Origin of the sequence: Ruegeria sp. HKCCA5463 (assembly GCF_013034175.1) — a bacterium.
In the GTDB taxonomy this organism is placed as follows: Bacteria; Pseudomonadota; Alphaproteobacteria; order Rhodobacterales; family Rhodobacteraceae; genus Ruegeria.
Map to the genome: position 1 here is coordinate 227,738 of NZ_WQFL01000008.1, position 14,156 is coordinate 241,893.

A 14,156-nucleotide genomic window follows, 5' to 3' on the forward strand; every position below is an offset into this window, starting at 1 on the left:
TCAATCATGAATGACACAAATGTATCATCAACCGTCCTCGACCGCCTGAGCCGGGAATGGGACGCCCTCACCCCCGAGGCACAGAAAGCCGCGCGCTACGTGTTGGAGAACCCAACGGATGTTGGGGTCTCGACCGTGCGCGAGATTGCCGAGGCGGCCAAGGTCAAACCCAATACTTTCGTGCGTATGGCCCGGCAGGTGGGCTTCGAAGGGTACGAAGATTTCCGGGCCCCGTTCCGCGAAGCGATTCGACGGGGCAACGTGTCGTTTCCCGACCGCGCCCGTTGGCTGCAAGAGATCGGCAAGTCAGGTGAGCTGGGTGGGCTTTATGCCGATATGGTGGGTGCGGCGATCCGCAATATTGAAGACACCTTCGCTGGAATTGATGAAACGAGCCTGAAATCCGCCGCCGAGGATATCTGGAACTGCCGCCAGATCTTCACGCTGGGCGTTGGCGTCAACAACTCGAACGCGCGCAATTTCACCTATCTTGCGTCAACCGGGATGAAGCAGTTCCACGCGATTCCACGCCCCGGCTCGACCCCGGTGGATGATCTGGCCTGGGCCGATGAACAGGACGTGCTGATCGCGATCACCTGCCACCCCTATCGCACCGAAGTCATCGAGGCGATCAAGCTGGCTCGTCAACAGGGCCTGACCGTCATCGGTATTTCCGACAGCCCGGCCAGCCCGGTGATCCTGAACGCCCATCACGGTTTTGTCGTCGCCGCCGACACGCCGCAATTCTTCCCGTCATCCGTTTCGACGATTGCCTTGCTGGAAACTCTGCTGTCCTTCGTGATCGCCGTGTCCAGCGATGAGATCGTCGAGCGGGTGGAACGGTTTCACCAACGCAGACACCAACTTGGCCTCTACGCGGAGGAGCCCGAATGAACGCACCCCTGACCCACTCACTGGACGCGCGATACTATGTCGACCCTGCGATTTTCGAGCAGGAAATGCAGGGGCTTCTGGCCCGAACGTGGCAGTTTGCGGGCCATGTCGCGCAGGTCCGGGAAACGGGGGATTACTTTGCGTTTGAGATCGCCGGCCAGAATCTGTTCTGCATTCGCGGCCGCGACGGCGAAATCCGCACCTTCTATAACGTCTGCCAGCACCGCGCCCATGAAATGGTCACCGGCGCAGGCAACACGCGTGTCGTCGTCTGCCCCTACCACGCCTGGACTTATGAGCTGTCCGGCCAATTGCGCGCCGGACCGAACATCAAATCCGTCCCCGGGTTCGACCGCCGCGCGATCTGCCTGACCTCGTTGCGCACCGAAGTGTTCAACGGTTTCATTTTCGTCAACCTCGATGACGACGCCGCGCCGATGGATGAATGGTACCCCGGCGTGCGCGAGGAAATCCGCGCATTCGTTCCGCATATCGACGATCTGGAACCGCTGGAATGGGTGGAGATCCCCGAAAACTGCAACTGGAAGGTCAGTGTCGAGAACTACTCGGAATGCTATCACTGCCCGACCAACCACCCGACCTTTGCCGAAGGTGTGGTCAAGCCCGAGACCTATGACATTCAGCCCGACGCGGGCGGCGGCTACGTCCTGCGTCACACGACGGAATGCCAGAGCCTCGACAAGATGACCTACCCCATCGACCTGTCGGTACCGCACGCAGGCGATTACCAATCGTGGTTCCTGTGGCCGATGTTCTCGTTCCAGTGTTACCCCGGCAATGTGCTGAACACCTATCACTGGCGCGCGGTTGATGCCGATCACTGCACCGTCTGGCGCGGCTGGTACACCGAGGGAGGCTCGGACAGTGCGGTCATCCGGCAATTGGCGGTCCAGGACCGTGAAACGACGGTTGAGGAAGACATCCGCCTTGTGGAATCCGTTCATCGCGGGCTCAAGTCGCGGGGCTATCGCCCCGGACCGCTTGTTCTGGATCCGGGCTGTGGGGTGATGTCGGAACATTCCATCGCGCGGCTTCAGCAATGGATGCGCGAGGCTGTGGATTAGTGGCCGAGGTTGCACGCTGATGCTGATGCCTGAAGTCTGGCGCCCGGAACACAAACTGTTCCGCCATCAGGTCGGGTTCACCTGCCCGCCGTTCGATTTTGACGCCGCGCCCTCGGATTTCCTGCGCATGTGCCCCGAAACGGTGGGCGTTCACGGGTGGATGCTGCATGTGCCGGATTATGTGCACGGGTTGGATCAGCGGAGAAAGAACTTTGGCATGCTCGAAGACTTCGTGCACTGCATGTCCCGCAACGGTGTGGATGTCTGCGGTCAGGTCGGTTCGAATTGGGTCCATGCCTGCGGGCTGGGCGTGGAAGGCGTTCGGCAACACTGCGAAGACCTGTCAGACAAATATGAAACCCGCTTTCACATGGCAGGATATGCCATGGTCGAGGCATTGCGTGACCTGAATGTCGAAAAGGTTGCCCTGAACGCCGCCTATCATTGGCCGGAATGGTGGCAGGGCACGGTCGGTTTCTTGAAAGAAGCCGGGTTTGATGTGGTCTGGGCCGGGAATTTCCACGATCAGGGCTGGTTCGACAGTCAGGAAGAAGTCAATTCCTGTCGCTGGGTCTTTGACGGCGATCTGGCACTGAAAAGCTTTGAATATGTGGCCGACAAGGCACCTCAGGCCGAAGCGATCCTGATCAATGGCATGTGCAATTTCCGCACCGGACCCGGTGGCTTGCCCCAGCGCCCGCTGCATCTGGCCGATACGCTAGAAGACGCGCTGGGCAAACCGGTGATCGGCCACGACATCGCGCTTTACTGGCGCATCTTCAAATCCCTCGGTATCGCACCCGACAAACCGCACGGGCAATTGCTGAAACGTCTTGAGTTGTTCGAGAGGCCATGACCATGCACAAAATCCTCGCGCTCTGGGCCGTGCCCAGATCCACGTCAACCGCATTCGAGTGGATGATGCGGCAACGCGGTGATCTCGACTGCCTGCACGAGCCCTTTGGCGAGGCGTGGTATCAGGGTGAAGACCCGCTTTGGCATCGGTTCCAACCGGGTGATGTGACAACGCCGGGCCTGACACTAGACAGCGTGTGGCTGGACATTCAGCAGCGGGCGAAACGGGGGCCGGTCTTTCTCAAGGATTTTCCGCATTACATCAACCACATGTGGGATGCCGAGTTTCTGTCGCATTTCACCCACGCCTTCCTGATCCGGGACCCGGCCAAGACCATCACTTCGATGTACAAACAATGGCCGGACTTTGCCGAAGGCGAGGTTGGCTTTCCCGAACAGCGCGCGCTATTCGATCTGTTGACGGCGTTGAACGGAACTCCGCCGCCGGTCATTGACAGCGATGACCTGCTGGAAGACCCACACGGCATGACCCGGGCCTTCTGTGACGCGGTGGGAATCCCATTCATCCAAGAAGCGCTGACATGGGAACCGGGCGGTGATCCGTCCGCCCATAGTTGGTGGGACGGCGGGTCGTTCCACGGCAACCTGGCGAAATCGACCGGGCTTGCCCCGCAGACCCGCACGCATATCGACATCGCGGACGCGCCAGACCGCGTGAAACAGGTGCACCGCAGGATGAAACCGCATTACGATCACCTTTACAGACACCGCCTGACACACTGACACACCGGAGACCCGCAATGGCCGACATTTTCGACGAAGACCTGTTTCTGAAAGGGCTCGAGCAAAGGAAGAACACGCTGGGCGCAGAGTATGTGGAAAAAAACCTTGCTGCCGCCGACGACTTCACCCGCCCGTTTCAAGAAGCCATGACGGCCTGGTGCTGGGGGTTTGGGTGGGGCGACGACGTGATCGACGCCAAGACCCGGTCGATGATGAACCTGTCGATGATCGGTGCGCTGGGCAAGATGCATGAATGGGAAATCCACTGCCGGGGCGCGATCAACAACGGGGTTTCAAAGGATGAAATCCGCGCCATCATCCACGTGGTCGGGATTTATTGCGGTGTTCCTCAGGCGTTGGAGTGTTTTCGCGTGGCCCGCAAGGTGCTGGAAGAAACCTGACGACCCGTCACAAACCGGCCGCCGACAACAGCCGCACGCCTTTTTCGTAGTGTTGCCTGTTCTTGAAACAGCCGGGCCAGGCCCAGCGTTCGGCCGTAAAGCCCGGCTGCAATTCCAGAATCTGCCGGGCATGTCGACGCGCCAGGGAATGGTTCCCGGCAGCGGCGGACAGCATGCACAGCACGACCCTGGGACGAACGCGTCCGGGGTCAACCCGCAACACGTTATGGGCATGCTGCCACGCGGCCTTGTCCCCGGTCATCATCATTGCAATTGCCAGATTTGCTTCGATCCAAATGGGCGGATGCGGCGTCAACGCCAACGCTTTCTTGCAGACCGAAACGCCTTCTTCGGCCCGGTCATCATACACCAACAGGATGCCGTAATATCCCAACAATTCCGGGCTTCCACTGAAACGTTCCACGACGGCAAGCATCAAGCTGCAAGCCTCTGACGTGTTGCCGGCAACACTGTGGGTAAAAGCATGGAGAGCCGAGCAATACGGGTCAGTCGGGTTCAGATCGCGCAGCTTTTTGCATTCGGCCTCTACCATTGCCAGCGTCTCGGCCGGGTTTGCATCCATGCCCAGGCGGATCATGTCCAAATGACAGAAACCGATCGCCACACGGGCCGGCAGGTATCCGGGGTCAAACTCGAGACAGGCGCGGTATTGACGGATGGCATCCTGCAACCCGTCTTCCGTTGCCTGACTTTCCAATATGCGCGCTTTCTGGAATGCAGACCAGGCCTCGGTCGAAGTGGCACGGCCTGACCAGATTTCTGACCAATACCCGTCACGCAATCGCAGTTGGAGCGCTTCGACGACCTTCATGGCGATTTCTTCGACCGCGTCGAATGTTTCCTTCGCACGAAAGCGGAACCGCTGTGTCCAAAGGCACACCTGATCCGCGGTTGACGTCAATTGAGCGGCCACCCGCAAGCCTTCCGCGCCAACCACGCTGCCGCTGAGAACATAACCTTCAACCGGGCCTTCCTGCCTGCGCGCGTCACGCAGTTCGATCACGTCGGACATTGTGCCCAGAAGAAACATAAGTTCGTCTCGTATGGAGGAGGCAGCGATGCTGATATCCGGCGTTTCCCCGACAACTTCAAAAGGCTCAACCACAACCGCTGGACGCAAGCGCCCCCAATGCACCGGCAAACCGCGGCCCGCCAGAACCGGCCCGTCTGAGTCTGTATCGATGTCCCAATAGGCCTGCCGTTCAACCGTCAGCCATGCCTCGAACTCGGGGTCGGCAACGTCCAACCCTTCCAGCAATTCAGCCCGATCGGGACTGAGCTGCTCGTCAAACAGATCAACCTCGACTGCTGCCAGATTGACCGACACCGTTTCACGGGTGATTTCAAGAATATCAAGTTTGTGCTTGGAAAAGTGCTTGCTGAGAACACTCAGCTCTTTGCGCAGCGACGCCGCGCCTTGTGCGGGCGAACTCTCGCTCCAGAGCTTGTCCTGCAACCAAGCCCTGCTGCGTATCGCATTTTTCGACAGAAGCACCAAAGCAAGAAGAGCTTTCGCTTTGGTGCCCCGAGGCGTCACATCCTGACCGTCGTCACGGATAATCTGAAACGGTCCGGTCAAAAAAACCTTGGTTTTTGCCTCAGTCACTAACGGCCCTCAAAAACGTTCGGGGGTTGTCGTTAACCGCTGCATCCAAATATGACGATACCGCCCATCGCTTCATAGGCCAGTTTGCAGCACCATGACTCGTGATCGGGGTTCGGATCCGGCTTTTTGTCACTCAGGTCCGGAACAACGATATGAACCAGATCCTTGGTGTCATAGACAAACCTGACCTCTGGATTACCACTGTCCGCAAGGATTTCTTGAATTTTGCGTTCCGCCGCGTCCTGATTATCTTGCGACCCCAACGCACGGCCGCGCGCGGCATTCAGAACTTCGCACCCCAAGTCTTTCAACGAATAATTCGGGTTGATTGTCAAACGAGCCATGTAAAATCTCCTTCTCAAACAACAATGCCCACTTGTATACCCCGTTATATGCTTATCCGGAAATGAAAATGACCGACACGTTGATAGAACGCGCTGAAACTGCTCGGCTAATTTCCAAACCCTCGTTTGCCGAATTCCCCAAAGATGCGCCGATCCACGCGGCTTTTCGCTTGATCGAGCTGCGCGACGGAGCTCTGCCCCCCAAGGGCGGGATGGGTCATCGCGTGTCTTTCGGCACTGGCCGCACACCGGAAGAGGCGGCGCGGCTGGCCGGGTTCGAGGCGATTGAGCGCTATGCCTTGCAATACAGTACCGAAGCACCACAAACCCGCGAAAGCCTGATCGCGTCGGATGGCGCATCCCATGTGATGCCAAACGACGCGCTTGCACTGGGTGTTCCGGGCAGTGACGGAAAGGTCACTTCGAAAGGTGCCGCGGCTGGCCCGACACATGAAGCCGCCGCGCTGTGGGCGGCGCTGGAGTGTTTGGAACACGCTCTTGGATCGCAGGGGTTTGACCACCTGGCGCCGGACACGGTCCTGCCCCATGATTTGACGCAGTGGCTGCACGTCCAACTGCGGCAACTGAGCCTTCACATCCTCGAAGTTCCGGGCATCGGCCTTCTGCTGCGCGCGGTCTGCGCAGATGCGGATGGCGGCAGGCCGACCTATGGATCGGCGCTTTCCGCAAATCTGGCGCAGGGCGTCTGGCACGCAGCATCCGAGGCGGTGGTGTCCTGGCGCAACATGGTGATGCTTGAACACAACGGTGTAACGGATCACGGCATGGATGCTGAACAGGCCCGTCTGTTCCGGCTTTATCGCGGCGCGCAGAATGACCGGCCTGTTGCTCCGACGCGGTTGTTCGACACGCGGGCGTGGGACAGCCCGAACCCATCGCTGACGACGGTATTGACAGCGGCAAGTCGCGCCCTCGGTCGTCCGGTTGCGGTTTTTGACATGACCGCACCTGAAATTCCCCTGCCGGTGGTCAAAGCCGTAGCAGTTTGAGCACCGGTCAGGATCCGTCTCTGCGAAAGCGTGTCGTGTCGCCGTTGGTCTCTGCCTTGCAACGGTCCGCGAATTCCAAAAGCTGCCTGAAACGTTCGGTCTCGGGCAGGCTGCGGACAACCCGCCCCGGATCAACATGCGGAGTTTCAACAAATTCGACACGGGTGATCACGCGCGGCCTGGCGGCAACTGTGATCATCGGGCCGACCTCGATCAGGCTGGCCAGAGCATAGCCCGAGACAGGGCGAGCCGAAGGGCCTGTTCCCAGCGTGATATCATCCAGAAACCGGGGATCGTCGTCGGCAGGCCCGAATTCAAGGCGCATGTGCATTCCCCGCGCACCGCGACTGAACCGGACCCAGCCCCGAGGCACCCTGCCCGCACCCACAAACAGTCGTGATGTATGGAATGCCTGAATATACAGCCCAAGCGGATCAGAGAATGCCATCGCCCGACCCGCTGGTGACTTACCACATTTCCCCGCGGCCAGTTCAAGCGTATCGCTCACCAGGCGGAACCCTGCATGCCCGCAGTACAGATCCTGCCGGTTCGCGAAATCAAGAACTTCTTCAAGCCGGGCGCGCCGGTTGCTCTCGCCGTCCTTCACGAGATACGGGAAGGAAAAAAAATGCATGGTCTGGATCAGATCGGTCAAACGGTTCGTACCCTTGGCCAGAAACAGGGCATGCTGGATATTCAACGGATGTTCCGGCGGATGCGCGTGATCCCTACCCACCAGCCTTTTGTGAAAGCGGGCTGCACGCTCGGACACATCCATCGACGTCCATACCGACCGTGAGACTTCAAACAGATCCTTGCAGGAGTAGAAGCGCCCGGTCACCGATGCGACCACCGACAGGAAGTGATCGAGATCGAACACCGCCATGAACTGCCACCACTCCACAAACTCGGTAGTGGCCACAAATCGCTTCGGGCGCAGCCTGCCACCGGCATCGGGTCGCATCACCAACGTGTATTCAAGATATTCATTGTGCAGCTCAACCCTGCCGGGCCAGCCTTGGTCACACACGCGCGCCGCCAGCTCATCGCCCAGACAGTCCCGCGGTTCCCGGGGATCGGCGCGCCATCTGAACCCATTCGAAGGTTGGCCCGCCTCGATGTCACGCGGATCCATGACCAGAAACGGGCTGACGCCCTGCACGTCGAATATGTTCTGAATGCTTGAATTCCACGCTGACCGGGTGGCGTCGTTCACGCCTTGATCAGCAAGTCCCGGCGATTGGAATACAGACATCAAAGAACACCGTTGGGCTTCAGAGACACTAGAATGGAAAGTCAGAGGTCGATGCCCGCAGGTTTTCAATTCCGACGGGGCGATCGCCACCGGTGACGCACAAGGAAGCATCATGTAGACCGACCTGTCATGGGGTCTGATACATTCATCCTGCCCACCCCGCCTGTTCAGGCAAATGACGGGTCCACCACAATTCGGGCGTACTGTTCACAATGTGGATTTCGCTACTGCAAGAACGACCGCCAACGATGTTGAGGCGATCTCCATCAAATGTTTCAAGCGACATTTTCGCGGCCCCCCGGAAATTCGCCATCTGTTCGGCCAGAATGCCCACTGCAACGCGTTCACCCATTCGGATACTGTCGAAATAGTCGCTGTAGAAATGTACCCCTGCAAAATTGCGCCCGATCGCGATATTTGCAGCCAACTTGTTCAGCTCGCCATTCAGCGTAAGCTTCGCTGCGCTGTCCTCTGGCCGCACGGACTCAACCAGTTTCATTCCACCCGGAGCCGGAACAAAGACGCGCTCCATACCCGCCTCTGCCAAGGATACCCGTGACCCGTCCAGCGCATGTGTTCTGAAGAACGCCTTGAGCAGCGTCGCGCACGCCCCGGCAACTGCGCCATGCGCCGCCCCGTAGGACGGCTGCATTGGCGAGCCCTCGGGATAAGCAACAGGCAACAGCAGGTTGCGATCGATTTGAGGCAGCCCCTTATGAGAACCCGCGTTGTGGGCGAACCGCTTGGTGGCCGGCGCGGCGGCAATGGCTTCCACAAGACTGAAATCTTCGCAGGCGGCGCTTTCCAATTTCTCAAGATGGGCTGCGGCAAACGGTTCCGCTGCCCCAAGCACCGCGCCATGACCATTCGCCACCAAGGTTGCAACGCTGCCCAGCTTTTCAGGGCGGGCGCGGTTGTGCACCTGAAAGGTCTGGCGTCGCACGGCCCGCATTGCCCTGGTCGCGGTTTCTGCCAGCATCGACAGCGCGTGTGATCCGCCCCAATGGGCCCCGCCATCCTCCGCACGGGAATTCCAGACTTCGGGCAGACCGTCATCTGCTTGAATACCTCGGCCCAACATCAACAGGCAGGCATTGAAAAAAGCCTGATAGATCGAGTCGAAATGCACATAGGTAGCAAGGTCGCGAGGTGTTTCAATAAACTTCGGGCCACAGGTCTCAAAGGCTTGTTCACCGGTCGCGTCCGCGCCGTTCTGAACGTCCAGCCACTCGGCCCAGTCCCGCAAATAGTCCACGCCAACGGCCTGTGGTGCAACTCTTTGGTCAACCCGAAACGAACCAAACGGCATTGCCCTTGGCGCAGTTGTATTTGCCAACCACCGCCCTTGCACATGCGCCGCGTCTGACGTCAGCGGGTCGTAACCCTGCAAAAGGAACTGCGACACGTAAGGCCCGTCCGAACAGCCTTGGCTCGAGCCGCGGAACAAAGTTCGCGAAGACAGACCTTCGCCATCTCGGACCCGGCGCGCCGCCGGTACTTTCCCGATCTCGGCGCCGCTGGCATCCTTTGGGAAACCGTCTTTGCGGAACCACTCCAACCGGCCAAGGGCGCCAAGCACCTTGTCGGTTCCCTCGGCACCATCCCGAATGGTTTCGAAGGACACATCTCGCAGACAGGCCATCGCATAGAGTTCGGCCATCTCTGCCGCCAATTCATCTGACCCAAGCCTGGGCGCCGGCGCGATACCCAAACCGCCGGCGTCCAATCCATTGAACCCCAACCGATGACCCAGGATTGGCCCTTCCCACGCACGCCATCTAAATTCACCACCCTCTGATGGCGCGGTGCGGAAGGGCCCGGAATAGGCTGGCGTGTCAAACAGCGTCAGCCTGTTTCCTTGATTGTCGGTGCAGGTAGGATCAGCCACTTCTTCCAGAAATTCGGTATAAACCTGCACGTCGACAATGCCATTTTCGTCATGCCGCAAGCCCTTCGAAAAGCTCGTGGGCCAAGTCCCGGCAAACAGGTCTGCTTCGCCGTTATGTTCTGCGGCCGCCCTGTCTCGGGCACCAGTCGGCGCGCTCGAGTGACACTGATCCCGGTTCAATCCACGATTGGGCTTTTCCAAGTCCTGCCAGGGTTCAGACGGAATGATATGTTGCGGCATGTTGCTCTCCCGATCGACGGAAACAACGATTCGCACGACGCCGTTACTGGATCGTGACCGGTCATTCCGACAGGCTTTTTGCCCTGTTCTGAAAGAGATTGGGAATATTTGGGATAGAAAGGGCTTCGATCGCACTGGACACCAAGCCCCGCCGCCGCTTTCCGATCTTTCGAGAAATCGCAGAATCCAATGCAAAACAGGATATCTGGGGCCCAGCCATCTTCGGGCTGAATCTCCCCGGACAGAAAGCTAAAGAAAGTTGGATGGCGGAGACGAAGTCAGCCTAACTAAGCCTACAAACTTATGTTAAGTATATAATTTATTCAAACCTTCAGAAAAGATACCACAATACATACCACACAAAGCCGGATATCAAGCGCGGATAGCGCAACGTGTCATGCGACAGAAAGTTGGCTAAACGCTTATAGCTGACACTCACGCCGGTTGTAGCAAACGACTGCTTTGAGCCCAATGCAGACATTTGGATCAAGCGAACCATCTGTCGAAAGGGACTAGAAACGTTCATTCGCTGCGTCCTGCGCCTTGGTTCACGAAGCAAAGTTAAGCCGCCATTGCTTTTTCATTCTGTACTAGTCCACACTGACTCTCCGTGAATGGTAAAGGGAGAACTCGATGAGCGAAGAAACGATCGGATTTGTTGGTGTTGGCTTGATGGGTCAAGGTATGGCCTCGAATCTGTTAAAAGCAGGCTTCACAGTTAACGTGATTGCTCATCGAAACCGTGGGCCTGTTGATGAGTTGGTCGCTGAGGGCGCGACGGAGGCGGAAAACCTCGCGGAGCTTGCGGCAGTATCGTCAGTTACCCATATTTGTGCGCCCGGCTCTCCTCAGGTCGAGGCAATCGTGGCCGCCATGATGCCAACCATTCAGGCCGGTAGCGTCGTTGTGGATTGTTCCACGTCAGACCCGAATTCCACTATGGCACTCGCGACTAAGTTAGCGCAGGCCGGTCACCATATGGCGGACGCGCCGTTGGGCGGGACACCCGTGCAGGCACAGAACGGAGAGCTGGCGACCATGGTCGGCGCTGATCCTGTTGTTTTTGAGCGGTTGAAGCCTGTTATCTCAGCTTGGGCAAAGACCATCGTTCACATCGGCCCATGTGCTGCAGGGCACAAAATGAAGCTTCTGAATAATTTTCTTTCACTGGGATACGCGGCGCTTTATTCGGAAGCGTTGGCACTGTCCGAAAAAGTCGGAATATCCACCAAGGAATTCGACTCTGTCATTCGTGGCAGCAGGATGGATTGCGGGTTTTATCAAACCTTCATGGGGTACGCCGTTGAAGGCAATCGAGAGTCCCACAAATTCACTCTATCCAATGCTCTAAAAGACTTGCGTTACCTAGAAGCCATGGCAGATGAAGTGGGGTTGTCCAATCCAATCGGAAACGCCGCAAAAAACAGTTTTGCAATGGCGCTCGCCGCTGGGGGTGACGGACCGAACGACTATGTTCCTCACCTTGTGGATTTCGTAGCTGCGAGAAACGGCGTATCCAAGGCTTGATTCTGGTCGCATTGCACACGCAGTTTAATGCGAACTCTTTAAGATGCGGCAACAAGGATTTCAGGTAGTCCCACCAATCATGCTGAGGATCAAAACTTAGAAGTCTTTTTGCTTTGGCGTTTGAATAGAAGGTTTCATCCTGCGTCATTTCCTTCTTAACATCAAAGCCTTCGTAAAACCGCGCTACTAACTCTGACGTCGTAAAATTTACAGAGTGGTTGTCGTTTGTTACGTTGAAATTCGGATAACTAAAATCACGGATGCTCACGAACTGTTGGCGCTCGGAACAAAAACCAATCAAGTGACCTCCTCCGAACCGCTTCCCAATGCGGCCTGCTGCCAGTTAATTGAGCTCAACTGGCGGGCTGAATGAAAAGGCACGGGACTTCTTTACCAAGTCACTCACGCAATAATAAAAATGAATAATGAAATATTTGCTCCAAACCCCAAGTGCCAGAGCAATCCTGATGGCACTCTTCATAATCATTGTTGTGAGGGTGTGCAGCCATGAAGGAACTGGATATAAAGAGCCTGATAAAGAGTATTTGGACGGCAGAGGCAGGCCTTAACCCGCACTGCCATACTCTTATGTGTCTACTTTCCGCTCATAAGCTGTCATCTGAAAAAAATGTTCAGATGACCAAGTTGAGCCCATGGCAGACATTGTTCAATGTGTTCGACAACCTCACGTTTTACGAAAGTGACAAGTCACCGCGTTAGTACTAAGTTGAGACATAAATATTCAAATATTTGACTGCCCAGTTTCTCAGCTTCACCCAGCGCGAGTTTCATATGTCCAAGTTCAAATTTCCTACCGCCTTTACCATTCTGTTCATACTGATTGCCGTCGTGGCCGCCCTTACATGGGTTATTCCGGCCGGTGAGTACGACCGTCAGATGAACGAAGCTCTGGGCAACGAAGCGCCTGTCCCGGGCACCTACCACGAAGTCGAGCCGAACCCCCAAGGACTTACGGCAGTTATCCTTGCCCCGATTGCAGGTATGTACGATCCCGGTCTTCTGGGAAGTTCATCCAGCGCGGCGATTGATGTCGCTTTGTTTGTTTTAGTCATCGGCGGTTTCCTTATGGTTGTCACCAAGACAGGAGCTATCGACGCCGGTATCGGTTGGTTGCTGCACAGGTTGGCCGGGCGGGAAATCCTGATGATCCCGATCCTGATGATCGCCTTTGCCTTTGGCGGGACAAGCTATGGCATGGCCGAAGAATCCCTCGCGTTCTACGCTCTGATTATTCCGGTCTTTATTCGGGCAGGGTACGACTCCTTGACCGGGGTCGCAGTGATCATGCTTGGCGCAGGCATTGGGACCCTGGGCTCAACCTTCAACGCATTTGCGACAGTTGTTGCCTCGCAAGGTGCGGGTATTCCGTTCACGAACGGGATCGTTCTTAGGTTCATTATCCTTGTCCTTTGTCTTGCTGCAGGCATCGCATTCGTCATGCGATACGCATCACGCGTGAAAGCCGACCCGTCATTGTCCGTGGTGGCCGATCAGGCCGAGGAAAACCGGGCGCATTTTCTAAAGGGTTCGGAAGGCGATGATACGTTCCCCGATATGACCAAGACGCGTTCGATCATTCTGGTTCTTTTTGGGATTACCTTCGCCATTATGATCTATGGTGTTGTCGCGCTGGGGTGGTGGATGGCGGAAATGTCCGGTCTCTTCCTGGTGATGTCCATCATCGTTTGGTGGGTCGGGAAAACGGATGAAGGGTCCAGAATGGACGAAGGGACCTTTGTGGAAACCTTCGTTGATGGCGCGCGCGATTTGCTGGGCGTTGCTCTGATCATTGGCGTTGCGCGCGGTGTTGTCGTCATTATGGACGCGGGCAAAATCACCGATACAATCCTCGCCGGAGCCGAAGGGTTTGTCTCAGGACTGAGCGAGTTCGCCTTTATCAACGCGATGTTTGGCATTCAGATCTTGATGTCATTCCTGGTGCCGTCCTCGTCAGGGCTGGCCACGCTTTCGATGCCGATCATGGCACCACTGGCAGACTTTGCGGGCGTCGGTCGTGACCTGGTGGTTACAGCGTACCAGTCGGCAAACGGATGGGTGAACCTCTTCAACCCGACATTTGCCGTCGTCATGGGTGGTCTAGCCATTGGCCGTGTCTCTTATGACCGGTGGCTACGCTTTGTTTTCCCGCTGCTCGTTATTCTGGCAGTGATCATCTGCGCGGCACTTACCGTTGGGGCCATCACTGATCCGGGGATCGACGGGCCCACAACCGAGACTTCAGACACAACATCGAACTGAGCCGTC

Annotated in this window: 12 protein-coding genes; 8 read left to right on the plus strand and 4 right to left on the minus strand. The window is 57.1% G+C overall.

The annotated features are described in order from the left end of the window. Window positions 1–6 precede the first annotated feature (6 nt). The 5 genes from GOW09_RS17385 to GOW09_RS17405 are packed head-to-tail and all read left to right on the plus strand — an operon-like array spanning window position 7 to window position 3,979. Entirely contained in the window at window positions 7–894 is an 888-nt protein-coding gene (locus tag GOW09_RS17385; protein WP_170346254.1) for a MurR/RpiR family transcriptional regulator, read from the plus strand. After that, on the plus strand, window positions 891–1,979 hold the full coding sequence (locus tag GOW09_RS17390) for an aromatic ring-hydroxylating dioxygenase subunit alpha (protein ID WP_171119798.1): 1,089 nt from the start codon (window positions 891–893) through the stop codon (window positions 1,977–1,979). Before GOW09_RS17385 ends, GOW09_RS17390 begins: the two co-directional genes overlap by 4 nt. Window positions 1,980–1,998: 19 nt before the next feature. After that, window positions 1,999–2,835 (plus strand): hypothetical protein, encoded by an 837-nt coding sequence (locus tag GOW09_RS17395; RefSeq protein ID WP_152456720.1) that lies wholly within the window; start codon window positions 1,999–2,001, stop codon window positions 2,833–2,835. A 2-nt stretch (window positions 2,836–2,837) separates the two neighbouring features. Then, window positions 2,838–3,578 (plus strand): sulfotransferase family protein, encoded by a 741-nt coding sequence (locus tag GOW09_RS17400; RefSeq protein WP_171119834.1) that lies wholly within the window; start codon window positions 2,838–2,840, stop codon window positions 3,576–3,578. Window positions 3,579–3,595: 17 nt separating this feature from the next. Then, entirely contained in the window at window positions 3,596–3,979 is a 384-nt protein-coding gene (locus tag GOW09_RS17405; protein WP_171119799.1) for a carboxymuconolactone decarboxylase family protein, read from the plus strand. Between the two features lie 7 nt (window positions 3,980–3,986). Here GOW09_RS17405 and GOW09_RS17410 read toward each other — a convergent pair whose 3' ends face one another. Continuing rightward, on the minus strand, window positions 3,987–5,606 hold the full coding sequence (locus tag GOW09_RS17410; RefSeq protein ID WP_171119800.1) for a hypothetical protein: 1,620 nt from the start codon (window positions 5,604–5,606) through the stop codon (window positions 3,987–3,989). A gap of 32 nt (window positions 5,607–5,638) precedes the next feature. Further along, window positions 5,639–5,950, minus strand: coding sequence for a hypothetical protein (locus GOW09_RS17415; RefSeq protein WP_171119801.1), 312 nt, complete (start codon window positions 5,948–5,950; stop codon window positions 5,639–5,641). Window positions 5,951–6,018: 68 nt separating this feature from the next. Here GOW09_RS17415 and GOW09_RS17420 point away from each other — a divergent pair, with 68 nt between their 5' ends. Continuing rightward, the gene (locus GOW09_RS17420) at window positions 6,019–6,960 is read left to right on the plus strand and encodes a YcaO-like family protein (protein WP_171119802.1); all 942 of its coding nucleotides are present in this window, start codon (window positions 6,019–6,021) and stop codon (window positions 6,958–6,960) included. Window positions 6,961–6,967: 7 nt separating this feature from the next. Here the strand turns inward: GOW09_RS17420 and GOW09_RS17425 are convergent, their stop codons facing one another. Then, entirely contained in the window at window positions 6,968–8,215 is a 1,248-nt protein-coding gene (locus tag GOW09_RS17425; RefSeq protein ID WP_171119803.1) for a hypothetical protein, read from the minus strand. Between the two features lie 145 nt (window positions 8,216–8,360). Beyond that, complete coding sequence (locus tag GOW09_RS17430) at window positions 8,361–10,343, minus strand: hypothetical protein (protein WP_171119804.1); 1,983 nt, start codon at window positions 10,341–10,343, stop codon at window positions 8,361–8,363. Window positions 10,344–10,976: 633 nt separating this feature from the next. On the opposite strand from GOW09_RS17430, the gene GOW09_RS17435 reads away from it, so the two are divergent. Together GOW09_RS17435 and GOW09_RS17440 are read left to right on the plus strand one after the other, a co-directional pair. After that, a complete protein-coding gene (locus GOW09_RS17435) occupies window positions 10,977–11,870 on the plus strand; it encodes an NAD(P)-dependent oxidoreductase (RefSeq protein WP_171119805.1) in 894 nt (297 codons plus the stop codon). A gap of 792 nt (window positions 11,871–12,662) precedes the next feature. Beyond that, window positions 12,663–14,150, plus strand: a complete 1,488-nt coding sequence (locus GOW09_RS17440; RefSeq protein ID WP_171119806.1) for a YfcC family protein — start codon at window positions 12,663–12,665, stop codon at window positions 14,148–14,150. The last annotated feature ends 6 nt before the right edge of the window (window positions 14,151–14,156 follow it).

What these genes read in the sequence shown, in the direction of transcription:
- GOW09_RS17385 (WP_170346254.1), top strand. Translation starts at nt 7, where the DNA reads ATGAATGACACAAATGTATCATCAACCGTCCTCGACCGCCTGAGCCGG.
- GOW09_RS17415 (WP_171119801.1), bottom strand. Translation starts at nt 5,950, where the DNA reads ATGGCTCGTTTGACAATCAACCCGAATTATTCGTTGAAAGACTTGGGG.
- GOW09_RS17405 (WP_171119799.1), top strand. Translation starts at nt 3,596, where the DNA reads ATGGCCGACATTTTCGACGAAGACCTGTTTCTGAAAGGGCTCGAGCAA.
- GOW09_RS17440 (WP_171119806.1), top strand. Translation starts at nt 12,663, where the DNA reads ATGTCCAAGTTCAAATTTCCTACCGCCTTTACCATTCTGTTCATACTG.
- GOW09_RS17395 (WP_152456720.1), top strand. Translation starts at nt 1,999, where the DNA reads ATGCTGATGCCTGAAGTCTGGCGCCCGGAACACAAACTGTTCCGCCAT.
- GOW09_RS17435 (WP_171119805.1), top strand. Translation starts at nt 10,977, where the DNA reads ATGAGCGAAGAAACGATCGGATTTGTTGGTGTTGGCTTGATGGGTCAA.
- GOW09_RS17430 (WP_171119804.1), bottom strand. Translation starts at nt 10,343, where the DNA reads ATGCCGCAACATATCATTCCGTCTGAACCCTGGCAGGACTTGGAAAAG.
- GOW09_RS17420 (WP_171119802.1), top strand. Translation starts at nt 6,019, where the DNA reads ATGACCGACACGTTGATAGAACGCGCTGAAACTGCTCGGCTAATTTCC.
- GOW09_RS17425 (WP_171119803.1), bottom strand. Translation starts at nt 8,215, where the DNA reads ATGTCTGTATTCCAATCGCCGGGACTTGCTGATCAAGGCGTGAACGAC.
- GOW09_RS17390 (WP_171119798.1), top strand. Translation starts at nt 891, where the DNA reads ATGAACGCACCCCTGACCCACTCACTGGACGCGCGATACTATGTCGAC.
- GOW09_RS17400 (WP_171119834.1), top strand. Translation starts at nt 2,838, where the DNA reads ATGCACAAAATCCTCGCGCTCTGGGCCGTGCCCAGATCCACGTCAACC.